Below are 21,308 nucleotides of genomic sequence, written 5' to 3' on the forward strand. Positions count from 1 at the left end.
TGTCGAGGATCGGTCCGGGACCCCGACCTCAACATGTTGGTGCGACACGGCACCCCCACCGCTGAGAGGCCCACGATCATGACCGACACGCAGAAGCTCGTCCAGGAGACCATCGACGAACTCGTCGCCACCGGCGCCGAGACCGGTCTCCAGGTCGCCGCCTACCGGGCTGGGGAACTCGTCGTCGACGCCGTCGCCGGAGTCGCCGACACCGCGACCGGCCGCCCGGTCACCTCCGCGACGCCGTTCTTCGCCACCTCCGTCGGCAAGGGCGTGGCCTCGACGGTCGTCCACGTGCTCGCCGAGCGGGGCGTGCTCTCTTACGACCGGCCCGTCGCCGAACTGTGGCCGGAGTTCGCCGCGCACGGCAAGGGGGACGCGACCTTGCGGCACGCCCTCACCCACACCGTCGGCGTGCCCGGCGTTCCCGCCGACACCACGCCCGAGGCCATGGTCGACTGGGAGCGGATGTGCGCCACCCTCGCCGCGGCCGAACCATGGTGGGAGCCGGGTACCAGGACCGGGTACCACGCGCTCACCTTCGGCTGGATCGTCGGCGAGGTCGTCCGCCGCGCCACCGGCCGCACGATCGGTCAGGTCCTCCGCGACGAGGTCGCCGCGCCCCTCGGCGTCGCCGACGAGATCTACTTCGAGGTTCCCGCGGACCGCCTGCCGGCGCTCGCGGTGCTGGAGGAGCAGCCCCGCGCGGCCGACATGTTGGCCTCCCTGCCGCCGGATCTGCCCATGTTCAAGACGGCCCCCGCCGCGGTCTTTCCCGGAGCCGGGCTCTACAACCGCGCCGACTTCCTGCGCGCCGGCATTCCCGCGGGCGCGACCACGACGGCCCGGGCGATCGCGCGCATGTACGCCGCGCTCCTCGGCGAGGTCGACGGCGTCCGGCTGATCTCTCCCGAACGGCTCGCCGAGGTCACCTCGGTCGCCTACAGCGGTGTCGACGAGGTCTTCGGCAACCCCGTCACCTGGGCGCTCGGTTACGGGATCGAGAAGCCCGAGGAGCGGCCCGGCCGCTTCGGCTTCGTCGGTGTCGGCGGGACCGTGGCCCACGCCGACACCGAGTCCGGCCTGACTTTCGCGCTCATGCGCAACAAGTTCGCCTTCGGCGACGTCTCCGCCGCCGAGCGCCTCGACGCCGTCGTCGCGGCGTCGGGCGCTTGAGAGCGCACTACATCCGCCCGGCGGTGTGCGCCGTGATCGCCCGCGCGAGTTCGGCGTGCACCTCCTCGGGGAGGGTGTGGCCCATGCCCTCGACCATCAGCAGCTGCGCGCCCGGGATCTGCTCGGCGATGACGGCCCCGTGCCCGGGCTTGACCGGCTCACGTGTCCCCTCGACGACCAGGGTCGGTGCCTTGACCCGGTCGAGGACGCCGACCGGCTCGAAGTCGAGGTCGGCCATCCCGGCCATCCGGTGGTTGACCACCGAGTCGGGGTCGCGCGCCCGGTCGAGGATGCGCTCCTGCAGCGCCCGCTCGGCTTCCTCGTCGAAAGGCAGCTCGGGCCCGTGCAGCAGCCGTGCCTCGGCGACCTGTGCCTCGACGCGTTCCCGGCGGGTCGCCGGGGGAGCGCCCGCGGCCATGGCCGCGCGGTAGAAGTCGACGAACGCAGCCGTGGGCGGCGGCAGGCTGCCCTCGGGCTGCTCCTCGCCCATCAGCGCGGCCATGAGGACCTTGCCCTCACGCCCGCCGAGCGGGGACGAGCCGATGACGGTGAGGGTCTCCACGCGTTCGGGCGACTCCACCGCCAGCCACTGCCCGATCAGGCCGCCCGCCGAGTGGCCGACGACGTGCGCCGAGGCCAGCCCGTAGGCGTCCATTACGCGGACGATGTCGTCGCGGAGGTCCGCCCACGTGTAAGGGTTCGCGGCGAAGTCGACCGCGGTCGAGCGGCCGGTGTCGCGATGGTCGTAGCGGATCACGTACCGGCCGGCGGCGGCCAGCCTCCCGACGAGGCCGTCGGGCCACACCACACCCTGCGACATGGAGCCCATGACCAGCAGGATCGCCGGGTCCCTCGGGTCGCCGAAGGACTCGGTCCACAGTTCGATGCCGTTGTTGGAGACGATCTTCTCAGCTGACAAGCCGATTCCACCTTTTTCGGTTCTCCGGGGCCGTTCCCCGGATGTGTCACCAGCTTGCCGCCGGTCGCGGCGGGTGCCATCCGTAGGACTACCGGTCCTCACCCCAGTAGCCGCGCGAGCTCGGTACGGGAGGTGATGCCGAGCTTCGGATAGACCTTGTAGAGGTGGTACTCGACCGTGCGCGGGCTGAGGAAGAGCCGCGCGGCGACCTCCCGGCTCGACGCGCCCGCGCCGACCAGCCGCGCGATGCGCAGCTCCTGCGGGGTGAGCGCCGCCAGCGCGTCGGCGGCGGGGCCCTCGGCGTTCTCCCCGGCCGCCCGCAGTTCGCCGTGAGCGCGCTCGGTCCATGGCGCCGCGCCGAGCCGGGCGAAGGTCTCCATCGCCGACCGCAGCTGCGCCCGTGCCTCGCCGGGCCGGTGAGCCCGGCGCAGCCTCTCCCCGTATAGCAGGCACGTGCGGGCGTGTTCGAAGGGCGAACCGCCGGTCGCGGTGACGGCACCGGCGAGCAGTTCCAAGGCTCTGTCCGGCCCGGCGGTCAGCGCCCGGGAGCGGTCCAGCAGTGCCTGGGTCGCGGGACTCGCGGCGTTCGCAGACCAGCGCTCGAACTCGGCGAGGACATGGGCGGCTGCTTCGAGCTCGCCGGCGCCGACGGCGGCCTCCACGCGGTCGGGGGAGGTACGCCAGGTCACCGTCGGGTGGCCGAGGCCCGGCCCGGCGGCGGCGAGCGCGGTGAAGCGGTCGTGGGCGGCGGCGAAGCGGCCGAGGCCCAGGTCGAGCAGGCCGAGGGTGTAGTTGGCGGTGGCCGCGCGCAGACCGATCCGGTGGGGGATCGCGATCGACAGCGCCTCGGCGGCCCGTTCCCGGCAGCGGTCCTCCTCGCCCCGGATGGCCGCGACGGCGGCGAGGTTGGCCAGGTGCGCGGGGACGGAGTTGGTGTACCCGGCCTCGCGGGCCAGGGCGAGGCCCTCCTCGGCGACGGCTTCGCTGTGCGCGAGCCTTCCGGCCATGCGCTCGCCGGTGGCGACGAACTCCAGCACGACGGGTAGCTGGCCTGTCATGCCCGACATGCGCGCGAAGCGGCCGGCGCGGGTGGCGAACTCGGCGGCGGTGTCGGCCTCGCCGAGGTAGCTGGCGGCGGTGGTGGCCCACAGCAGCAGGGTCGCGTCGTCGAAGTCGCGGGCGGTCTCGACCGCCGCGCGCAGCAGCGGGCCGCCGGAGGGGTCGCCGTCGAGGGAGGCGCCGACGCCGACGAGCACGTCGCGCAGGAAACCGCGCTCCAGGGGCGCGGCGAGGCGTCCGGCCTCGACGATCGCGGGCACGTCGCCGACGTAGGAGGCGGCCTCGGCGGCGTCGGCGAGCAGTTCGGTGGAGGGGTGTTCGGCGGCGGTGGCCAGCAGGAGGCGAGTGGCCTCGGCGACGTCGCCGGAGTTGAGGTCGAAGCGGCCTCGCAGGCGGGCGAGGTCGGCGAGGAGGGCGGGGTCGCGGGCCAGTTCCCGGGCGTCGGCGAGGCGTCCGGCGGCCAGGCCGGGGCGGCCGCCGAGCCAGGCCGAGCGGGCGGCGTCGGCGAGCCGGCGGGCGCGCAGGTCGCGGTCGGGGGTGAGCTCGGCGGCGCGGGTCAAGGCGGTGGCGGCGTCGGCGTATCCGCCGCGTTCGGCGGCGCGGTGGGCCGAGGCGGTCAGCTCGGCGGCGACGTCCGGGTCGGTGCCGACGGTCGCCTCGGCGCGGTGGAGGGCGCGGCGGTCGGGGTCGGTGTGGTTCTCGGCGAGGGCCTGGTGTGCGGCGCGGACGCCGGCGGGCCCGGCTTCGGCGACGGCCGCGGCCCGCACCAGCGGGTGGCGGAAGGCGATCGCGGCGCCGACGGTAACCAGGCCCGAGGCCTCGACTTCGGCGAGGGCGTCGGATCCGGCGGCGGCGAGGACCACGTCGGGGTCGCCCCGGCCGTCGAGAGCGGCGACGAGCAGGAGGCGGCGCGCGGGCGGACTGAGCTCGGCGACGGGCCCGGCGAAGATGGCCGCGCCGGCGGGGAGCGGGTCGGGCAGGGGCTCGCGGTCCTGCCACTGGGCGGCGGTGAGCAGGTCGGCCGCCTCGGCCAGCGCGAGAGGGTTGCCCCCGGTCAGCTCGGTCAGGCGCGCGACGACGCCGGGCGCGGGTTCGACCGGTGCGCGCTCGGCCAGCAGCGCGGCGGTGTCGCCGGGATTCAGCCCGGTCAGGCGCAGCCTGTCGAGGCCGCGCGCCCACGTGGGAGGTTCGCCGCGGGCGGCGAGGACCATCGCCACGCCGTGGCCGGCGAGCCTGCGGGCGGCGAACACGAGCGCGTCGGCGGAGGCGGCGTCGAGCCACTGGACGTCGTCGACGAGGCAGAGCAGTCCTTCGGTGGCGGCCTCGGTGAGCAGCGAGAACACCCCGGCGGCGACCAGGAAGCGGTCGGCGGGGGCGGCGGCTTCGCCGAAGGCGCCGCGAAGGGCCTCCCGCTGGGGTGCGGGGAGGCCGTCGAACAGGTCCGTGACGGGGTGGAGGAGCTGGTGGAGCGCGGCGAAGGCCATGCCCGACTCGGGTTCGACACCGGCGGCCCGCAGGACGCGCAGGTCCCCGCCGGCGGCGTGGTCGAGCAGCGCGGACTTGCCCGCGCCCGCCTCACCGCTGATCAGCAGCGCGCCGCCGTCTCCCTCGCGTGCTGAGGAAACCAGGGAGTCGAGCGCGGCGACCTCGCCGGAGCGGCCGTGGAGCATTCCGCCACGGTAGATGATCAATCGCGGCGGTGGCCGGTCACCCACGACAGCGGCAGGCGCAGGGTCAGCGTGTCGCGGTCGTGGAGGTCGAGGGTGACGTCGGGATCCTCCATGTCGGCGAAGGTGCGCGCCGCGACCGGCCGCATCCGCCGCTCGACGTCGCCCGTCGAGACCCGGAGCAGGCCCGGTTCCGCCGCGACGGTCAGCTCCTTGCCCCCGCCGACGAACACACCCGCGAAGTCGGCGAGACCGTCGAGGGCGACCGTGGGCCGCATCGGTTCGGGCAGGCCGAGAACGGTGTCGATGATGTCGCGCACGAGCGGTCCGCAGCCGAAACCGCCGAGGTTGGTCAGCACGATGACGCTGAAGTCCTCCGAGGGGATGCGCGCGTAGAAGTTGGCGAAGCCCGCGATTGCGCCCGAGTGGTAGGCGAGGCGCCGGCCCCGGTAGGTGCCGAGGAACCAACCGTGCCCATAGCCCTCGGTGCGTCCGCAGGCCAGCCGCACGGGCTCGTGGAGGCCGGTGAGATCGAAGACGCCGTCGTGCAGGGCGTTGTCGAAGGCGACGAGGTCGTCGAGGGTCGAGCCGAGGCCGCCGGCGCCGCCCGGGACGGTCATGCTCACGGGGGCCGCGTTGGCGAAGCGCTCGCCGTCGCGGTCGTAGCCCCGGGCGCGGTGGGGGACCAGGGCGGTGTCGTCGAGCAGCCGCGACGAGGTCATCCCCGCGGGGCCGAAGACCCGTTCGGCGAGGACGTCGCCGAATGGCGCGCCGGCCACGCGGGCGGCGATGACGTCGAGGAGCCGGTAGCCGGAGTTGCTGTAGTGGTGGCGGGTGCCGGGCTCGAAAACGAGGGGGAGCCCGGCGAACAGGGCGATGACCTCGTCGTCGGTGTGGTCGAGGCGCGAGGTGCGGTCCGCGAAGCCCGGCAGGGCGGTGAAGTTCGGGATCCCGGAGGTGTGGGCGAGCAAGTGGGCGACGGTGACCGCGTCGCCGTGGGGGAGCCCGGGGAGGTAGCCGGCGATCGGCGCGTCGAGGTCGAGGAGGCCGTCGGCGGCCAGCGACCGTACGGCCAGCGCGGTGAGGGGCTTGCTGAGCGAGGCGAGGCGGAAGACCGTCTCGTGCGTCACCGGCCGGTCCCATTCGAGGTCGGCGCGACCGTGGCAGCTTCGGTGTGCGAGCCGTCCCCCGTGCCGCACGGCGACGGCGGCGCCGGGGACGGCGGACAGTTCTTCGTCCAGGAGGGACACCAGCGCATCGGTCATGCCCGAACGGTAAGCGCCCGGCAGGGGCGGCGAAATCCGATTGCGGACCGATGTTTCGCGGCCGGTTACCGGTTATGTTGGTAATGGCCCCGAAGGCGGGTCGCCGAATCCGCGGATGCCCGCGAGCCTCGCCCCGGCCAGCCTGATCCCGCCGATCCGCGCGCCGGTGAAGTCCGCCCCGGTCAGGTCGGCGCCCTCGAAGTCGGTGTGGCGCAGGTCCGCGCCGGTCAGATCGGCTCCCCGCAGGTCGGCGCGGGACAGATCGGCCGCCATGAGGTCGGCGCCCGACAAGTTCACGTCCGGCAGGTGGGCGTCGGTGACCGTCGCCCCGCGAAGTCGGGCCCGGCTCAGGTCGGCCTTCTCACCCATGATCCCGGTCAGGTCCGACCACGGCAGGTCCAGCGCGCGCAGATCCCTCGCCGTACCGAGAGAGCGGCTGCGCAGACAGGCCTGTTCCCCCTCGGTGCCATTCGGGCCGGAGTAGACGGCAAGGCCGTATCCGGCGGCGCTGAGGACCTGCCAGGCATCCGGGAGGAAGTAGAAGCGGTCGAACTTGCCGTCCGGAACGCCGCCACCGGAGGCGAGCCAGCGGCGGTGGGCTTCGGCGACGGCGGCCAGTTCGGCCTCGGTCAAAGGCGCGGCCTCGGCGAGGTCGCGCATGGCCTGCGGGTCGAGAGTGCTCTCCCGGACGGGCGCGACGAAAGGTTCGGTCGCGGGCGACTCCGGCGCGCCGGCGGGGCGGGGGCGGGCCTCGGTGTCGTAGGACGTGGTCTCCCAGCACTGGCCGAGGGTGAGGTGGGCCAGCCATCGGGCGTCGGTGACCCGGACGTCGAAGTCGCCCTGGACCATCATGTCCTCGTGCGCGAAGCAGCCTTCGCCCTGCGGGCAGGGGAAACCGTAGGGCAGATTCGCCAGGACGGCCGGTGCCAGCGGATCGTTGCGGGAGGTGCGCAACTTCGCCGACTCCACGAAGCGCCAGGTCTCGGCGTCGATCCACTCCTCGTCGAGGATCTGGTCTTGAGTGATGTGGTCGGCGAGGAGCCCTTCTCCGGCGCGGCTGGGGGCGGGATCGTAGAGGGCGCGCAGGAAGAAGCTCGGGTCCTCGGGCAAGGGGTCGTAGTAGTCGTGGTCGTAGAGCAGCGTGAAGACCCGCAACCGCACCTCCCGTCGATGCGGGGCGAGGTCCATAACGCGCAGTGCGTACAACTCGGTCAACACGGCTCCTTTGTTTGCGATCCCTTGCCGCGCAATCTATCGCCGAGCGCCGACACTCCTGCCAAAGCTGATCATCCGCCGCTCCTCGCCGGACATCGAGACCAGGATGCCGGTCTCCGTGTCCACGGTTTCATGGCTATGTTCGTGATGGCTCCGATGGAAGGTCGCCGAATCCTCGGATGCCGGTGAGCTTCGCTCCTGCCAGCCTGATCCCGCCGATCCGCGCGCCGGTGAAGTCCGCCCCGGTCAGGTCGGCGCCCTCGAAGTCGGTGTGGCGCAGGTCCGCGCCGGTCAGATCGGCCCCGAGAAGGAAGCCCCGGGACAGGCCGGCGGCCATGAGGTCGGCTCCCGACAGGTCGACGCCCGGCAGGTACGCGCCGGTCATTGTCGCTCCGCGAAGCCTCGCTCGGCCCAGCTTCACGTTCTCGCCGGCGGTCTCGGTCAGGTCGGCCCAGGGCAGCGTCAGACCCCGCAGATCCCTCCCCGCGCCCAGCGAGCGACCGCCGATCGAGGCCTGCTCGCCGCCGGTGCCCTTCGGCCCCAAGTAGACGGCTTGACCATGCCGGGACTCGGGGAAGACCAGCCAGGTGTCCGGCGGGTCTTGGAAGTGGTCGAAATACCCGTCCGGGACGCCGCCACCGGAGGCGAGCCAGAGTTCGTGGCCGTCGACGGCGGCGGCCAGTTCCGCCTCGGTCAGGGGCGCGGTCGCGGCGAGGTCGCGCATGGCATCCAGGTCAAGGGTGCTCGCCGCCTCGGGCGGCTCGTAGGGCTCGGTCGCGCGCGGTTCGGGTTCGTCGGCGGGGCGGGGGCGGGCCTCGGTGTCGTAGGACGTGGTCTCCCAGCACTGGCCGAGGGTGAGGTGGGCCAGCCACCGGGCGTCGGTGACCCGGACGTCGAAGTCGCCCTGGACCATCATGTCCTCGTGCGCGAAGCAGCCCACGCCCTGCCGGCGGGTGAAACCTGCGGGCAGGGCGGCCAGCTCGGTCGGCGTCAGGGGGTCGTTGCGGGAGGCACGCAGGTCTGCCGACTCGACGAAGCGCCAGGTCTGGGCGTCGACCCAGTCCTCGTCGAGGATCTGGTCGAGGGTGACGTGATCGGCCAGCAGGCCCTCGCCGGTGAGGTCTTCGGCCGGATCGTAGAGGGCGCGCAGGAAGAAGCTGGGGTCGGCGGGCAGCGGGTCGTGGTAGTTCCGGTCGTAGACCAGCGTGAACACCCGCAGCCGCACTTCGCGCCGTGGCGGAGCGATGCCCATGACGCGCAGGGCGTACAGCTCGATCAAGGCGGCTCCTTCTCGCGTGCTGGGGGTACCGGCGCAACCTACCTCCGCCCGCCGACGAGTTCGCCGTAGCGGACGCCGGTCATCTCCTCCGACATCTCCCACAGCCTGCGCGCGGTTTCGGCGTCGGTCATCGCGCGCTCGCGGGCGCGCGCGACGGGCCGGCCGCGCAGCTGGAACGGTCCACTGGGGACGATGTACGAACCGCCGGGCAGCTCGGCGGTCGCCGCGTGCAGGGAGGTCCTGGCGCCGTCCTCGACGGGCTGGAACGCCAGCCGGATCAGCAGGCCGACGGCGGCGGCGTGGAAGCGGCCGCGTGTGCTGTTGGCGCCACCGGTCAGGACGTTGGTGCGGGTCAGCCCGGGTGCGACGGCCATGCTGCGCAGGGGCGAGCCGGCCGCGTCGGAGAGGCGCTGGAGCTCGGTGGCGAAGTAGAGGTTGGCGCGCTTGGACTGCACGTAGGCGAAGGCCGTGCGGTAGCGACGTTCGGCGTTGAGGTTGCCCAGGTCGAAGCGCGCGAAGCGCTGGCCTTCGCTGCTGACGGTGACCACGCGCGGGCGGGGCGAGGAGAGCAGGCGGGGCATGAGCAGCCCGGTCAGCGCGAAGGTGCCCAGGTGGTTGACGCCGAACTGGGACTCGAAGCCGTCGGCGGTCCGCGCGAAGGGGACCATCGCGATCCCGGCGTTGTTGACGAGCAGGTCGAGGCGCTCGTGCCCGAGGTCCTCGGCGAAGGCGCGGACGGAGGCGAGGTCGGCGAGGTCGAGGGCACGCAGTTCGACCGCGGCGCCGGGGATCTCGGCGCGAAGCCGGGCGACGGCGTCGGCTCCGCGTTCGGGGCTGCGGCAGGCCAGCACGACGCGTGCTCCGCGTCGGGCGAGTTCGCGGGCGGTGACGTGGCCGATGCCGCTGTTGGCGCCGGTGACCACGGCGAGGCGGCCGGTCAGGTCGGTGGGCATGGGTCTCCTCCAGTCATCGCAACTCAGAGTTGCGTTAGAGTGAGCGTGCCACATCGACAGCAGCTATCGCAACTTGGAGTTGCAATGACCACCGCCCAGGTGCCCCTCGGGCGCGGCCCGAAAGTCCGCGCCGCCGTCCTCGCCGCCACCATCGCCGAACTCGCTGAGACCGGCTACGCCGAACTGACCGTCGAGGCCGTAGCCAAACGCGCCGGCGTGCACAAGACCACCGTCTACCGGCGCTGGACCGACCGTGAGACCCTCGTCGCCGACGCCCTCAAGGACCACGTCGCCGCCGACCTCCCCGTCCCCGACACCGGCACCCTCGACGGCGACCTGCGCGAACTCGCCCGGGCCCTCGTCGCCTGGCTCAGCGGCCCGACCGGCGCGGCGGTCGCGACGACGATGGTCGCCGACCGCGTCCCGGGCGTCGCCGAGATCAAGCACCGCTTCTTCGCCGACCGCCTCGCCCGCGGTGAGATCGTCGTCCGGCGCGCCCTCGAACGCGGTGAACTCCCGCCCGGGACCGACCCCGCCGAAGTCCTCAAGACCCTCATCGCCCCGATCTACCTGCGACTGTTCGTCACCGCCGAGACCCTCGACGACGAACTCGCCGACCGCGCGGCCCGCATCACGCTGGCGGCCGCGCGGTCGGGCGCGATCCAGTGAGGCGTCCGCGCCTCTTCGTGATCATGGAACGCATGCAGGCCCCGTTGTTCGTGTCGGTTTCCTTGGTCCTCCGAGCGGTCGCGTCCGCTCATATATAGATGGAGTCGCCCTAGATACGTGATGAGGGGGAATAGGGACGCCAGGCTCATGCGCCCCGCGCCGGCCGGGTCGTATCGGGCACCATGTCGCACATGGACGATCGACTCGCCGCCGCTCCCGTCGTCACCCGCTACGCCCAACAGATCGGCGGGGCCGTCGACCTCACCGCCCTGTACGTCGGCGGATCCCTCGCCTTCGGCGACTACCGGCCCGGCGTCAGCGACCTCGACGTCATCACCGTCATCGCGCGCGGACTCGACCGCGCCGCCCGCGCGAAGGTCACCGCGCTGCACGAGGGACTGATCGCCGCCGACCCGATCGCCGCGAAGCTCCACTGTGCCTACGTCACCGCACCGGACGCCGCCGACCTCGCCCGCGAGCACCTCTACTGGGGCCACGGCGAGCTCTACGGGCGCGCGGTCAGCGGGATCGCCCGGGCGGAGGTGCTCCAGAACGGCATCGTCGTGCACGGCCCGCCACCGCACTCGCTGCTGCCGGAGCTGGACGCCGCCGAGATCCGGGCGGCGGCGCTGGCCGAGCTCTCGGGCTACTGGACCGGCGCGGTCGCCAAGTCCCGGTTGTGGCGAGACGACGTCTACGTCGACCTCGGGCTGATCACCCTCGCGCGGGTCGAGGCGACCGTCACCGAGGACCGGCTGATCACCAAACGTGAGGCGATCGAACGCCTCGACCGCTTCGGCGTCCCCGCCGGCCTCGCCGGTGAGATCGCCCGGCGGCGCGCCGGGGAGACCGTCGAACTCTCCGGCGAGGACCGCCGCGCGCGAGCCGAACTGGCCCGGACGCTGATGCGCTCGGGGATCGAACGGCTGCTCGGCCCCCGGTAGGCGGGACGCCCGCCTGCCCGGGGACCGTCGCGCTCAGTCGCGCGGAGCCACCTTCAGTTCGCAGACCCCGTCCTCGCACGAACGCCGCAGGCGGCCGCGCGACAGCGTCTGCGCCAGCCCGATCGCCCAGCACATCGGGCAGCCGCGCAGGGCGAGCAGCCCGACCGGCGCGAGCAGCAACGTCGCCGGGCCGAACGCCGGTATCAGGGCCACCGAGAGGATCAGCGAGCCGAAACCGAGCACCCCGCGCAGCAGGTGCCGCGGCAGGGAACTACTGGCGAAACCGCGCCCCTCACTCATGCCGGCCCTCCTCCAGTGACGCGTGCACGGCCGCGCGGGCCCGGTGCAGCCGCGACTTCATCGCCGCGACGCTCAGGCCGAGCGCGCCGGCGACCGCCCGGCCGCTGTGCCCCTGCACGTCGCGCAGGACGAGGACCCGGCGCTGGTCGGCGGGCAGGTCGGCGATGGCTCCCGCGACCCGCTCGGCCTCCAGGCGCTGCAGCACCTCCTCCTCGGCCGAGGCGGCCGAGACCTCGGCGACCGGAGCCGGCGGGCGCAGGAACATCCGCGTCCGGCGCAGGCACTCGTTGCGCACGATGCGGAACATCCACGACGCCAGCGCGCCCGTCGCCCGCAGCATGCCGATCTTGCGGTAGAGGATCACCATCGCCTCCTGCGCGGCGTCCTCGGCGTCCTGCGGAGACGCGCACAGCGAGCGCGCGAACCTCCGCACATGCGGATGCGAGCCCGACACCAGCGCGGTCAGCGACTCCAGGTCGCCCTCCCGCGCGGCGGCGACCAGCGCTTCGTCGGGCCACCTCGTGTCAGCCACGCGAACGCCCCCGGCGGCGGAGCACGGCCACCGTGCAGGCGCAGACGAGCAGGGCCGCAGCGGTGATGACGGCGGCGATGAGCATGGGGACCTCCCCTTCAAGCGCCCGGCGCTCTGCCGGGACGCTTATAAGAGGCGACCGGCCCGGTAAAGGATTCAGGTTCGCACGGCCGCCCGCCTCCGCCCACCCGACGACTCGCAGAACGGAAACCGACATGCCCGACGGATGGCAATGGGACGACACCCTGTTCCAGGGAAGCGCCGCCTACTACGAACGCGGCCGGCTGCCCTACGCGCCCGGATTCACCGACGTGCTCGCCGAGGTCCTCGGCCTCGACGGGCGCGGCCGGCTCCTCGACGTCGGCTGCGGGCCGGGCATCGTGACGCTCGCGCTCGCCGGACACTTCGCCGAGGTGGTCGGCATGGACCCCGACGACGACATGCTGGCCGAGGCCGAGCGGCGGGCCGGGCTGCGCGGGGTGACCAACGCCCGCTGGGCGGCCGGCCGCGCCGAGGACCTGCCCGCCGGACTCGGCGCGTTCCGGGCGGTGGCCTTCGCCAACTCCTTCCACTGGACCGACCGCGACCGCGTCGCCGCGACCGTCCTGGAGATGCTCGAACCGGGCGGCGCCTTCGTCCACCTCAGCGACCTCAAGTCCTGGTCGCCGCAGACCCCGCTGCCGCTGCCCGCGCCCCCCTACGAGCGGATCGGCGAACTGGTCCGCCGCTACCTCGGTCCCGTCCGGCGTGCCGGGCAGGGCACCCTGGTCAACGGCACCCCCGGCAGGGAGGACCTGGTGCTGGCGCGCGCGGGCTTCGTGGACTTCCGGCGGCACCCCGTACCGGCCGGCCAGGTCCTCGACCGCTCCGCCGACGACGTCGTGGCCTGGACCTTCTCCCGCTCCGACTCCGCGCCTCACCTTTTCGGTGACCGGCTCGCCGAGTTCGAGGGCGACCTGCGCTCGCTGCTGCGCGAGGCCGCGCCCGACGGCCGTTTCGCCGAGCACCTGCCGCCCACCCAGATCATGACCTGGCGCAAGCCGGACGCGGTCGGCTGAGCGCGGGGCCTCCACGTGGCGAGCGCAACAATTCGTTGGTGTCACCAACGAATATGTTACCGTTGGCTTCACCAACATTAGACCTCGCTCAGGCGGGCGTCGAACGACTTTCCCCGGAGTCCCCGACATGATCAAGCCCTTCCGTATCGACATCCCCCAGGCCGACCTCGACGACCTCGCCGACCGCCTGTCCCGCACCCGCTGGCCCAACGAGGTCGCCGACGCAGGGTGGGACTACGGCTTTCCGCTGGAGCGGCTGAAGGAACTCGCCGAATACTGGCGCACGCACTACGACTGGCGCCGGCACGAGGCCGCGCTCAACGAGCTCCCGCACTTCACCACGGAGATCGAGGGGCAGAACATCCACTTCGTCCACGTCGAGTCGGCGAACCCGGACGCGCTGCCGCTGATCCTCACGCACGGCTGGCCGGGGTCGTTCCTGGAGTTCCTCGACGTGATCGAGCCGCTGTCGCGCGACTTCCACCTGGTGATCCCGTCCATGCCGGGTTACGGATTCTCCGGGCCGACCCACGAACGCGGCTGGGACATCATCCGCATCGCGCGGGCCTGGGCCGAGCTGATGCGCCGCCTCGGCTACGAGCGCTACGGCGCACAGGGCGGTGACTTCGGTTCGGGCGTCTCGATCGCGCTCGGCACGGTGGCGCCCGAGCACGTCGTCGGGGTGCACGTCAACTATCTGCCGACCCGCCCGGACCCCGACGCCGGCGTCGAACTGTCCGCGTCCGACGAGGCCCGGCTGGACAAGGTCAGGTCTCTCATGGCCAGCCGGCCGCCGTACCAGGCGTTGCTGGCGGCGACGCCGCAGACGATCGGGTACGCGCTGACCGACTCGCCCGTCGGGCAGCTGGCCTGGATCGCCGAGCGCTTCGCGCAGTGGACCGACCCGAGCACGCCCATCGACGACGAGCGGATGCTCACCGACATCTCGCTGTACTGGCTCACAGGGACCGCGGCCTCCTCGGGGCGGTTGCACCACGACTCCACACGGGGGAACGCGCCGTGCCCGGTGCCTCTCGGCGTCGCGGTGTTCGCCCACGACATCACGCAGTCGGTGCGGCCCCTGACCGAGCGGCTGTACGACATCAGGCACTGGTCGGAGTTCGAGCGGGGCGGCCACTTCGCGGCCATGGAGGTGCCCGAGCTGTTCGCCGGCGACGTCCGGGAGTTCTTCCTCGGACTCGCCCGCTAGGGAACACGGCCGGCCGCGAGGCCCCGGGTACTGCGGGGGCTCGCGGCCGGCCGTCGCGCGCTCATGCGGTGGCGAGGACTTCGGTGATCTTGCGGATCATCTCGGTCAGGGGTGCGCTGGGCACGCCGCGCCCGGCCCGCGCGGCGGCGTCGAGGGCGACGGCGATGGTGGCGCGGAAGTTGTCGGCCTCGGCGGGATCGTGGGCATCGAGGAGGGCCACCGACGCGGCGAGCGCGGGGAAGACCTGGTCGGCGAGGACGGCGCCGGACTTGGTCTGGAGTTTGAAGTCCTTGGACTTGGCGGACAGGACGTGTCCGACCAGGCCGGTCGCCGAGTTCAGCGCGAGGGTGCCGTGGGTGGCGACCTTGTGCGGCGAGCCGGCGACGTCGGCGAAGGACAGCAGCGTGATCGCGCCGAAGGCGGCGGTGCGGATGGTGGCCTTGTCCTGGTCGGAGAGGGCGATGGCGGTGAGGGGAGATCCGTTGTTCGTCATGTCGGCAACTATCGGCGGGGGCGCTGACACCGGGCTGTCGGCGCTCTGACACGGGCGCTGACAGGGGTGCGGGTGCGGGTCAGGCCCTGAACCAGGCGGTCAGGCACTCCGTCAGTCCGCGCGACGATGCGCCGCTCATCGGTTTCGTGGTCCGCCCGACCGCTCGCCCGAGCGCGGTGACCACCTCCGCGAAGCCACTTCGCCCGCGTGACGACACCGGCCTCAGTCGATGGGCGGCGTGTACCCGGTCCTGTCGGCGGGGTGGGCGACGTCGAAGGCGCTGACTCGCTTGGGGCGCGTCGCGACCACCGCTCGGCGGGTGAGCTCGGTGGGAACTTCGTTCCAGAGCGCGTCGGCGGTGTCCTGTGGGCGGGTCGTGGTGACGTGCAGGCGAATGTCGCGTTCCGGGTAGACGCACGTGGTCAGGTGTCCGAGGCCGGCGACAGCGGCGGGGAGGCGGCAGCGTGTGGTCAGCAGGTTCCGCTGTTCTCGGGTGAGGTCTTCGAAGGCGAGGACGACTTCGTGTTCGCCGCCCTCGGGGTCGAGGTCGATGAGCCCGGTCGTGACCATCCCGCGGCCGGGTCCACCTGAATCACCCAGCCGCCCTGGTTCTCCGTCCACACCGTAAGCATGCCGTCGATGGTGTAGAACTTCGCGGGCGTGGCCGGGTCGTTCTGCACCATCCGCAGCCGGCGCCCCACGAGCGTGAACCACTCCACGAGCACCCGCGGGAGGTCCCTCCCGACCTTCCCGACCCGCTCGACCGCGGCGGCGACGTCCCCGGCCGTGCCGCCGTCCTCTGCGCCCAGAGGTTCGGCGTACCAGCGGTCGAGGAAGTCGACGAGCCAGGCCCACCGGTCCGTGGCCGGTAGCGAGGCCTGCGCGGGAGTCGACACGCGGCGAACCTACCGACGCCTGATGCAGGCTCTCCCCGATTGGGTCGAAGGGTCCTACTGGACCCGGTGGAACCTCAATGGAGGACTGGAGGCACTCCTGGAGCTGCTGCGGGAACAGACTGGTGATGGCTGGCAGGCCAAGTGGTCAGCGTTGACACAGCAGTATCCGTTGTGGACCGGTTGGCCCGAGCAGATGCGCGGCCGCCGAGGTTCAGGACGCCGCACGTTCATCAGCGCCGGCGTCCGTAGTGTCTTTCACCTGCGGTTGATCCAGCCGAGCCTGCCGTTCTTGCGCAGCTACCACTCTCCGCAGATGTATGCCCGAATTCGGCAGGTCGTGTCCCCAGCGTTGTTCGCCGCTGCCGAGCACGCTGCCCAAGCCCGCGGTGTGAGGGGAGAGCACCTGCGCGAGGCGCTCAACAACCTCAGCACCACAGTTCTGCTTACTGGCAAGGACCTCGATGAGGTCACCGGCGATGACCTCATCGCCTTGAGCGCCCACGCCCGCAGCTACACGCCGAAGTACACCGCCGGATCCAACGCCGCCTGGCAGATGATGACCGACATCGGTGTCTTCCCGGTAGGAAGCACCCGGCGCCAGGCGATGCGTACCGGCCAGAAGACCACCGCCGAACTCGTCGACGCCTACGGGATCGAGAACCGGCCCATCCGTGACCTGCTCGTCCGCTACCTCGACGAGCACCGGCCCTGCCTGGACTACGGCAGCCTCGTCGAACGGGTCCGCACGGTCAGCAAACGCTACTGGCGCGAGATCGAACTCCTCAGCCCCGGTATCGCCACCCTCGAGGTCCCGCGCGAGGTCATCGCGGCCTGGAAGGACAAGCTCGCGTTCATCGACGGCGACCCGCTACGGCCCCGCATAGGGTTTGCGACCATCTTGACGATGGTGCGCGCGTTTTACCTCGACATCCAGGAGTGGGCGCTGGAAGACCCCACGTGGGCGCCGTGGGTGGCGCGCTGTCCGATCAGCCGCAACGACACCGAGGGCCTGACCAAGACCAAGAAGGCCACCACCGCGCGGATGCACCAGCGGGTCCGCGACCGCCTTCCTCACCTCCCGCGCCTGGTCGCCTCGGCCGAAGATTGGAAAGCCGACCAGACTGCGTTCCTCGCCACGGCCTTCGCCTGCAGCCTCGATGAGGAGTTCACCCACAACGGTGTGGCGTACCGGCGTGTGGTCGGCAAGCTGTTCCGGCGCCTGCGCAGCAAACTCCCCGACGCTCGCCTCTACGCCGAAAACCTCGAAACCGGTGACGTCATCGATGTTGCCTACCAGGAGGACAACGCGTTTTGGACCTGGGCGATCATCGAGACCCTGCGCCACACCGGTATCCGTATCGAGGAACTGCTTGAACTGACCCACTTGGCGCTGGTTTCCTACCGGCTGCCCGGCACCGGCGAAGTCGTTCCCCTGCTGCAGATCGTGCCGTCCAAGAGCAACGAGGAACGCCTGCTGCTGGTCACCCCCGAACTGGCCAGCGTCCTGGCATCGGTGATCAGCCGCTTGCGTGCCTACGACGGGCAGATCCCGCTCACCGCCCGCTATGACGGCATCGAACGCACCACCAGCGCGCCCCTGCCGCACTTGTTCCCCCGTCGTTCTGGATGGCGCTTCGAGGTCATCAGCCAAGGCACCGTGTTGAAGCTCCTGCGCGTCGCGGTGGCCCGCACTGGCATCGTCGACCAGAGCGGTCAGCCCCTGCGCTACACCCCGCACGACTTCCGGCGCATGTTCGCCACCGAAGCCGTCACCGGCGGCCTGCCGGTCCACATCGCCGCCCGCATCCTCGGCCACGCCAACATCAACACCACCCAGGCCTACCGCGCCGTTTTCCATGATGACCTCGTCCGCGCCTACCGCGCCTTCATCGACTCCCGCCGCGCCGTCCGCCCGACCGAGGAGTACAGGCAGCCCACCGACGCCGAATGGAACGAGTTCCAGCAGCACTTCGAGCTCCGCAAACTCGAACTCGGCACCTGCGGGCGCCCCTACGGGACCCCCTGCAACCACGAACACGCCTGCATTCGCTGCCCCATGATGCGCATCGACCCACGCGCCGAGCACCGCCTGGCCGAGATCATCGCCAACCTCACCGACCGCATCGGCGAAGCCCACACCAACGGCTGGTTCGGCGAAGTCGACGGCCTCGAAACCAGCCGACGCGCCGCCGAACACAAACTCGCCGCCATCCACCGCACCACCCGCAACACGCCAGGTGCCACCAACCTCGGCATCCCCACCCTTCGCGCCGAAGCCACTTGACCCCGAACACCGGGGTTGCATCCTGTACCCGGGTACAGGGTTACCGTCGTTTCCATGAGCATCAACATCGGTCCTGAACTGGATTGGGCGCCCGAGGCGTGCACGCTTCCCACCGCTGAGCAGCCGCTGCGGCTGGCCGAGTTCGACGGCCTGTTCGCCGCGCACCTGGACTCGGCCGAGCTGCCGGCACCGACCCGGGCCGTGCTCGTTCTGGCCGGTGCCGGAGGCTTGGAGGCGAAGGTGCGCGACCTGGCCGGGCGGGAGTCGTCGTGCTGTTCGTTCTTCGCCTTCACCGTCACCCCCACAAAGGCGGGGGTGGAACTGGGCATCGAGGTCCCGGCCGCGCACGAGGGTGTCCTGGCTGCCCTGGTGACACGCGCCGAGGCCGCCAAGGCGTCGAGGTGAGCAAGGGCCTGCGCAGCGGGGAAGTCGCCGAGGCGGCGGGGGTGAACATGCAGACCCTGCGCTACTACGAGCGCCGGGGCCTGCTGGCCGAACCACGCCGCAGCCTCGGCGGTCACCGCCTCTACCCGCCCGAGGCGGTCGACACACTGCGGATCATCAAGACCGCCCAGCGCCTGGGTTTCACCCTCGACGAGGTCGCCGACCTGCTCGACCTAGGCCGCCGACGCCACACCCACGAGGCGGGCCTGAAAGCCCGCGCCGAGGTCAAGCTGACCGAAGTCGAGGCCCGCATCAGCGACCTGCAGGTCATCGCCGCGACCCTGCGCACCGCGATTAGCGCCGGATGCGACGACCTGGCCGCGTGTGCGGCCAACCCCTGCTGCCCGATCCCGTTCACCGGCCTGACCCGCGAGGACCCCACATGAACACCACCACTTCGCCCCCGACCGCGCGCCGCAGCCTGCTGCGCAGGCTTCTGCCTGGTGGAATGGCTGGGTTGACCGGGCTGGCGTGCGCGGCGTGCTGCGCCATCCCCGTCCTGGTCACCGCCGGGGTCTTGGGCGGCGCCGGGTGGGCCGCCTTGGGCGACGTCATGCCCGGCATCGCCGTGGTGATGGCCGCCCTTACCGGCCTGGCCTGGTGGATGCTCCGCCGACGCCGCGCCCACGCCACCGGCTGCCAAGGCGGCTCTTGCGCCTGCGGAACCACATGATCGCCACCGACTACCCTCCACGGTCATGACCCTGCTGCGTTCCCTGCTGCTGTTCGGCCTCGCCGCCCTCCTCGAGATCGGCGGGGCCTGGCTGATCTGGCAGGGCTGGCGCGAACACCGCGGCCTGTGGTGGATCGCCGGCGGTGTGGTCGCCCTGGGCGCCTACGGCTTCGTCGCCGCCTTCCAACCCGACGCCAACTTCGGCCGCATCCTGGCCGCCTACGGCGGCATCTTCGTCGCCGGATCCCTGGCCTGGGGCATGATCGTCGACAAGTTCAAACCCGACCGGTGGGACGTCATCGGCGCGGTGATCTGCCTGGTCGGCGTCGCGGTGATCATGTACGCACCCCGCACCTGATCGCAGCCCTACATCAAATCTGTCCTAATCCGGTTAAACCGCGCATGCCGCACCCGCCCCTGCGGCGTCACCTCCGCGTACGCCACCTCCACCGTCAGCTCCGGCCGCACCCACCGCACCCCGCCCGCGTCCTTGCGCGGCACCTCGCCCGCGAACGGCGAGCGCTCGACCGCCAGCGGCTCCAGCTCGGCGACCAGCGTCCGCTGCGTCCGCTCGTCGAATCCCGTCCCGACCCGTCCCCGGTAGACCAGCCCTTCCGGCGTGCGCTCGCCGAGGACCAGCGACGACAGTGCCCGCCGGTCACTCGTCCACCCGCCGACGAGGTAGTCCCCGGTCACCAGGTGCTTGACCTTCACCCACGCCGACGAGCGGGCGCCGGGCAGGTAGGGCGAGTCGAGCCGTTTGGCGACCACGCCCTCCAGCCGCTGCTCGGCACTGATGGACATGGCGGCCGGCCCGTCGTAGGTGACCGGCGGCGTGATCCAGTGCGGGCCTTCGAGGCCGAGCGCGTCGAGGGCGGCCCGGCGCTCGCGGTAGGGGAGCCGGCGCAGGTCGCGGCCGTCGAGCCGCAGCAGGTCGAAGATCATGTACGCGACCGGCGTGGTCCGCGCCAGCCGCAGCGCCGTCTTCGCCTCGGTGACGCCCATGCGCTTGGCCAGCAGCGTGAAGGAGGGCCGCATCGCCTCGTCGAAGGCGACGACCTCACCGTCGAGGAGCGCGTCGCCGACCGCCCCGCCGAGCGCGCGCAGCTCGGGGTAGGCGACCGTCACGTCCCGGCCGGAGCGTGAGGTCAGGGCCGCGACGCCCCCGCCGACGTCGGCGAGGACGCGCACGCCGTCCCACTTGAACTCGTACGCCCAGCCTTCGCCTGACGGCAGCTTCCCGGCCACCGCGAGCATCGGCTCCACGGGTCGATCGTATGGCCGCGCGGCCCCACGAGATTGCGAATTTCACTCACCGTGATCGTTTGGCTACGGCACTCTCTATATATGCCCCGTGCCATGTGGAAGGGCTCCATCTCATTCGGGCTCGTGACCATCGCCGTCGAAATGCACTCGGCGACGGTGGACCGCGACGTCCGCTTCCACCAGGTCCACAAGCCCGACGGCGGACGCATCCGCTACCGCCGGGTCTGCGAGCTCGACGGCGAAGAGGTCCGCTACGAGGAGATCGCCAAGGGCTTCGACATCAACGGCGAGACCGTCATCCTCGACAACTCCGACTTCGAGTCGATCCCCCTGGCCGCGCGGCACGTCATCGACGTCGTCGAGTTCGTCCCCGCCGCCCAGATCGACCCCGTCCTCTACGAGAAGTCCTACTACCTCCAGCCCGGGCGCGGCGCCTCCAAGGCCTACGTGCTCCTGCGCGAGGCGCTCGCCGACGCCGAGCGCGTCGCGGTCGTCAAGGTCGTCATGCGCCAGAAGGAGCAGCTGGCGATCATGCGGGTCAAGGACGACGTGCTCATGCTCGGCACCGTCCGCTGGGCCGACGAGGTCCGCCGGCCCGAGTTCGACGTCCCCGAGGCCACCGTCCGCCGGCAGGAGCTGGCGATGGCGAGCTCGCTGATCGAGACGATGAGCGCCGACTTCGACCCGGCCGCCTACAGCGACGACTACCGCGAGGCGGTGGAGAAGCTCATCGAGGCGAAGATCTCCGGCGAGGAGACCGTGCCGGAGTCCGAGCCGGAGGAGGGCGCGCAGATCATCGACCTCTCCGAGGCGCTGAAGGCGAGCATGGAGCGGCTCAAGGGCGGCGGCGAGCGCAAGGCGGCCAAGGCCCCGGCCAAGAAGTCCGCGGCGGACAAGCCCGCCGCGAAGAAGTCGGCGGCGCAGAAGCCTGCCGCCAAGAAGTCGACGGCGAAGAAGACCGCGGCGAAGAAGGCGGCCCCGCGCAAGAAGCGGGCGTCGTAGGCGC

22 protein-coding genes are annotated in these 21,308 nt (G+C 71.9%); 11 read left to right on the top strand and 11 right to left on the bottom strand.

The genetic code is table 11. The annotated features are described in order from the left end of the window. Positions 1–78: 78 nt before the first annotated feature. A complete protein-coding gene (locus AB0I28_RS36255; protein WP_357500415.1) occupies positions 79–1,176 on the top strand; it encodes a serine hydrolase domain-containing protein in 1,098 nt (365 codons plus the stop codon). A gap of 7 nt (positions 1,177–1,183) precedes the next feature. Here the strand turns inward: AB0I28_RS36255 and AB0I28_RS36260 are convergent, their stop codons facing one another. The 6 genes from AB0I28_RS36260 to AB0I28_RS36285 form a co-directional block, all read right to left on the bottom strand. After that, positions 1,184–2,095 (bottom strand): alpha/beta fold hydrolase, encoded by a 912-nt coding sequence (locus tag AB0I28_RS36260; protein ID WP_357500416.1) that lies wholly within the window; start codon positions 2,093–2,095, stop codon positions 1,184–1,186. Positions 2,096–2,193: 98 nt separating this feature from the next. Beyond that, entirely contained in the window at positions 2,194–4,824 is a 2,631-nt protein-coding gene (locus AB0I28_RS36265; protein WP_357500418.1) for an AAA family ATPase, read from the bottom strand. Between the two features lie 17 nt (positions 4,825–4,841). Then, positions 4,842–6,086 (bottom strand): serine hydrolase, encoded by a 1,245-nt coding sequence (locus AB0I28_RS36270; RefSeq protein ID WP_357500420.1) that lies wholly within the window; start codon positions 6,084–6,086, stop codon positions 4,842–4,844. A 72-nt stretch (positions 6,087–6,158) separates the two neighbouring features. Next, positions 6,159–7,301 (bottom strand): pentapeptide repeat-containing protein, encoded by a 1,143-nt coding sequence (locus AB0I28_RS36275; protein ID WP_357500422.1) that lies wholly within the window; start codon positions 7,299–7,301, stop codon positions 6,159–6,161. A 136-nt stretch (positions 7,302–7,437) separates the two neighbouring features. Further along, a complete protein-coding gene (locus AB0I28_RS36280) occupies positions 7,438–8,580 on the bottom strand; it encodes a pentapeptide repeat-containing protein (RefSeq protein ID WP_357500424.1) in 1,143 nt (380 codons plus the stop codon). 38 nt (positions 8,581–8,618) lie between these two features. Further along, positions 8,619–9,587: an oxidoreductase gene (locus AB0I28_RS36285; protein ID WP_357500426.1), complete on the bottom strand. Its 969-nt coding sequence runs from the start codon at positions 9,585–9,587 to the stop codon at positions 8,619–8,621. A 30-nt stretch (positions 9,588–9,617) separates the two neighbouring features. Between AB0I28_RS36285 and AB0I28_RS36290 the strand changes: the two genes are divergently transcribed. Together AB0I28_RS36290 and AB0I28_RS36295 are read left to right on the top strand one after the other, a co-directional pair. Continuing rightward, positions 9,618–10,202, top strand: a complete 585-nt coding sequence (locus tag AB0I28_RS36290) for a TetR/AcrR family transcriptional regulator (RefSeq protein ID WP_357500428.1) — start codon at positions 9,618–9,620, stop codon at positions 10,200–10,202. A 191-nt stretch (positions 10,203–10,393) separates the two neighbouring features. Further along, positions 10,394–11,146 (top strand): hypothetical protein, encoded by a 753-nt coding sequence (locus AB0I28_RS36295; protein WP_357500430.1) that lies wholly within the window; start codon positions 10,394–10,396, stop codon positions 11,144–11,146. A 33-nt stretch (positions 11,147–11,179) separates the two neighbouring features. Here the strand turns inward: AB0I28_RS36295 and AB0I28_RS36300 are convergent, their stop codons facing one another. Then, entirely contained in the window at positions 11,180–11,446 is a 267-nt protein-coding gene (locus AB0I28_RS36300; RefSeq protein ID WP_357500432.1) for a hypothetical protein, read from the bottom strand. Continuing rightward, positions 11,439–11,978 (bottom strand): RNA polymerase sigma factor, encoded by a 540-nt coding sequence (locus AB0I28_RS36305; RefSeq protein ID WP_357500434.1) that lies wholly within the window; start codon positions 11,976–11,978, stop codon positions 11,439–11,441. Before AB0I28_RS36305 ends, AB0I28_RS36300 begins: the two co-directional genes overlap by 8 nt. A gap of 215 nt (positions 11,979–12,193) precedes the next feature. Between AB0I28_RS36305 and AB0I28_RS36310 the strand changes: the two genes are divergently transcribed. Together AB0I28_RS36310 and AB0I28_RS36315 are read left to right on the top strand one after the other, a co-directional pair. Continuing rightward, positions 12,194–13,036: a class I SAM-dependent methyltransferase gene (locus AB0I28_RS36310; protein WP_357500436.1), complete on the top strand. Its 843-nt coding sequence runs from the start codon at positions 12,194–12,196 to the stop codon at positions 13,034–13,036. 127 nt (positions 13,037–13,163) lie between these two features. Beyond that, positions 13,164–14,246, top strand: coding sequence for an epoxide hydrolase family protein (locus AB0I28_RS36315; protein WP_357500438.1), 1,083 nt, complete (start codon positions 13,164–13,166; stop codon positions 14,244–14,246). Between the two features lie 61 nt (positions 14,247–14,307). Here the strand turns inward: AB0I28_RS36315 and AB0I28_RS36320 are convergent, their stop codons facing one another. Together AB0I28_RS36320 and AB0I28_RS36325 are read right to left on the bottom strand one after the other, a co-directional pair. After that, complete coding sequence (locus AB0I28_RS36320; protein ID WP_357500440.1) at positions 14,308–14,739, bottom strand: hypothetical protein; 432 nt, start codon at positions 14,737–14,739, stop codon at positions 14,308–14,310. A gap of 222 nt (positions 14,740–14,961) precedes the next feature. Next, a complete protein-coding gene (locus AB0I28_RS36325) occupies positions 14,962–15,309 on the bottom strand; it encodes a hypothetical protein (protein ID WP_357500443.1) in 348 nt (115 codons plus the stop codon). A 639-nt stretch (positions 15,310–15,948) separates the two neighbouring features. On the opposite strand from AB0I28_RS36325, the gene AB0I28_RS36330 reads away from it, so the two are divergent. From AB0I28_RS36330 to AB0I28_RS36350, 5 genes are read left to right on the top strand one after another with little or no spacing between them, the layout of a single operon-like run. Then, a complete protein-coding gene (locus tag AB0I28_RS36330; protein ID WP_357500446.1) occupies positions 15,949–17,919 on the top strand; it encodes a tyrosine-type recombinase/integrase in 1,971 nt (656 codons plus the stop codon). Between the two features lie 54 nt (positions 17,920–17,973). Continuing rightward, positions 17,974–18,324, top strand: coding sequence for a hypothetical protein (locus AB0I28_RS36335; protein ID WP_357500447.1), 351 nt, complete (start codon positions 17,974–17,976; stop codon positions 18,322–18,324). Further along, a complete protein-coding gene (locus tag AB0I28_RS36340) occupies positions 18,321–18,749 on the top strand; it encodes a MerR family transcriptional regulator (protein ID WP_357500448.1) in 429 nt (142 codons plus the stop codon). Before AB0I28_RS36335 ends, AB0I28_RS36340 begins: the two co-directional genes overlap by 4 nt. Next, a complete protein-coding gene (locus AB0I28_RS36345; protein ID WP_357500450.1) occupies positions 18,746–19,036 on the top strand; it encodes a hypothetical protein in 291 nt (96 codons plus the stop codon). Before AB0I28_RS36340 ends, AB0I28_RS36345 begins: the two co-directional genes overlap by 4 nt. A 25-nt stretch (positions 19,037–19,061) precedes the next feature. Beyond that, entirely contained in the window at positions 19,062–19,394 is a 333-nt protein-coding gene (locus tag AB0I28_RS36350) for a YnfA family protein (RefSeq protein WP_357500451.1), read from the top strand. 8 nt (positions 19,395–19,402) lie between these two features. Here AB0I28_RS36350 and ligD read toward each other — a convergent pair whose 3' ends face one another. After that, positions 19,403–20,293 carry a non-homologous end-joining DNA ligase gene (gene ligD, locus AB0I28_RS36355; RefSeq protein ID WP_357500491.1) on the bottom strand — a complete coding sequence of 297 codons (891 nt, stop codon included), beginning with the start codon at positions 20,291–20,293 and terminating at the stop codon, positions 19,403–19,405. A 90-nt stretch (positions 20,294–20,383) separates the two neighbouring features. Here ligD and AB0I28_RS36360 point away from each other — a divergent pair, with 90 nt between their 5' ends. Continuing rightward, positions 20,384–21,304, top strand: coding sequence for a Ku protein (locus tag AB0I28_RS36360; RefSeq protein ID WP_357500453.1), 921 nt, complete (start codon positions 20,384–20,386; stop codon positions 21,302–21,304). Positions 21,305–21,308 lie beyond the last annotated feature (4 nt).

The sequence above is a fragment of the Phytomonospora sp. NPDC050363 genome (genome assembly GCF_040655735.1).
Classification (GTDB): Bacteria; Actinomycetota; Actinomycetes; order Mycobacteriales; family Micromonosporaceae; genus Phytomonospora.

Bases quoted from the DNA above. Each gene is read 5' to 3' on its own strand.
- AB0I28_RS36360 (WP_357500453.1), top strand. From the start codon at position 20,384: ATGCCCCGTGCCATGTGGAAGGGCTCCATCTCATTCGGGCTCGTGACC.
- AB0I28_RS36285 (WP_357500426.1), bottom strand. From the start codon at position 9,587: ATGTGGCACGCTCACTCTAACGCAACTCTGAGTTGCGATGACTGGAGG.
- AB0I28_RS36255 (WP_357500415.1), top strand. From the start codon at position 79: ATGACCGACACGCAGAAGCTCGTCCAGGAGACCATCGACGAACTCGTC.
- AB0I28_RS36325 (WP_357500443.1), bottom strand. From the start codon at position 15,309: ATGGTCACGACCGGGCTCATCGACCTCGACCCCGAGGGCGGCGAACAC.
- AB0I28_RS36350 (WP_357500451.1), top strand. From the start codon at position 19,062: ATGACCCTGCTGCGTTCCCTGCTGCTGTTCGGCCTCGCCGCCCTCCTC.
- AB0I28_RS36300 (WP_357500432.1), bottom strand. From the start codon at position 11,446: ATGAGTGAGGGGCGCGGTTTCGCCAGTAGTTCCCTGCCGCGGCACCTG.
- AB0I28_RS36290 (WP_357500428.1), top strand. From the start codon at position 9,618: ATGACCACCGCCCAGGTGCCCCTCGGGCGCGGCCCGAAAGTCCGCGCC.
- AB0I28_RS36315 (WP_357500438.1), top strand. From the start codon at position 13,164: ATGATCAAGCCCTTCCGTATCGACATCCCCCAGGCCGACCTCGACGAC.
- AB0I28_RS36295 (WP_357500430.1), top strand. From the start codon at position 10,394: ATGGACGATCGACTCGCCGCCGCTCCCGTCGTCACCCGCTACGCCCAA.
- AB0I28_RS36345 (WP_357500450.1), top strand. From the start codon at position 18,746: ATGAACACCACCACTTCGCCCCCGACCGCGCGCCGCAGCCTGCTGCGC.
- AB0I28_RS36320 (WP_357500440.1), bottom strand. From the start codon at position 14,739: ATGACGAACAACGGATCTCCCCTCACCGCCATCGCCCTCTCCGACCAG.
- AB0I28_RS36335 (WP_357500447.1), top strand. From the start codon at position 17,974: ATGAGCATCAACATCGGTCCTGAACTGGATTGGGCGCCCGAGGCGTGC.
- AB0I28_RS36330 (WP_357500446.1), top strand. From the start codon at position 15,949: ATGTATGCCCGAATTCGGCAGGTCGTGTCCCCAGCGTTGTTCGCCGCT.
- AB0I28_RS36270 (WP_357500420.1), bottom strand. From the start codon at position 6,086: ATGACCGATGCGCTGGTGTCCCTCCTGGACGAAGAACTGTCCGCCGTC.
- AB0I28_RS36265 (WP_357500418.1), bottom strand. From the start codon at position 4,824: ATGCTCCACGGCCGCTCCGGCGAGGTCGCCGCGCTCGACTCCCTGGTT.
- AB0I28_RS36310 (WP_357500436.1), top strand. From the start codon at position 12,194: ATGCCCGACGGATGGCAATGGGACGACACCCTGTTCCAGGGAAGCGCC.
- ligD (WP_357500491.1), bottom strand. From the start codon at position 20,293: ATGCTCGCGGTGGCCGGGAAGCTGCCGTCAGGCGAAGGCTGGGCGTAC.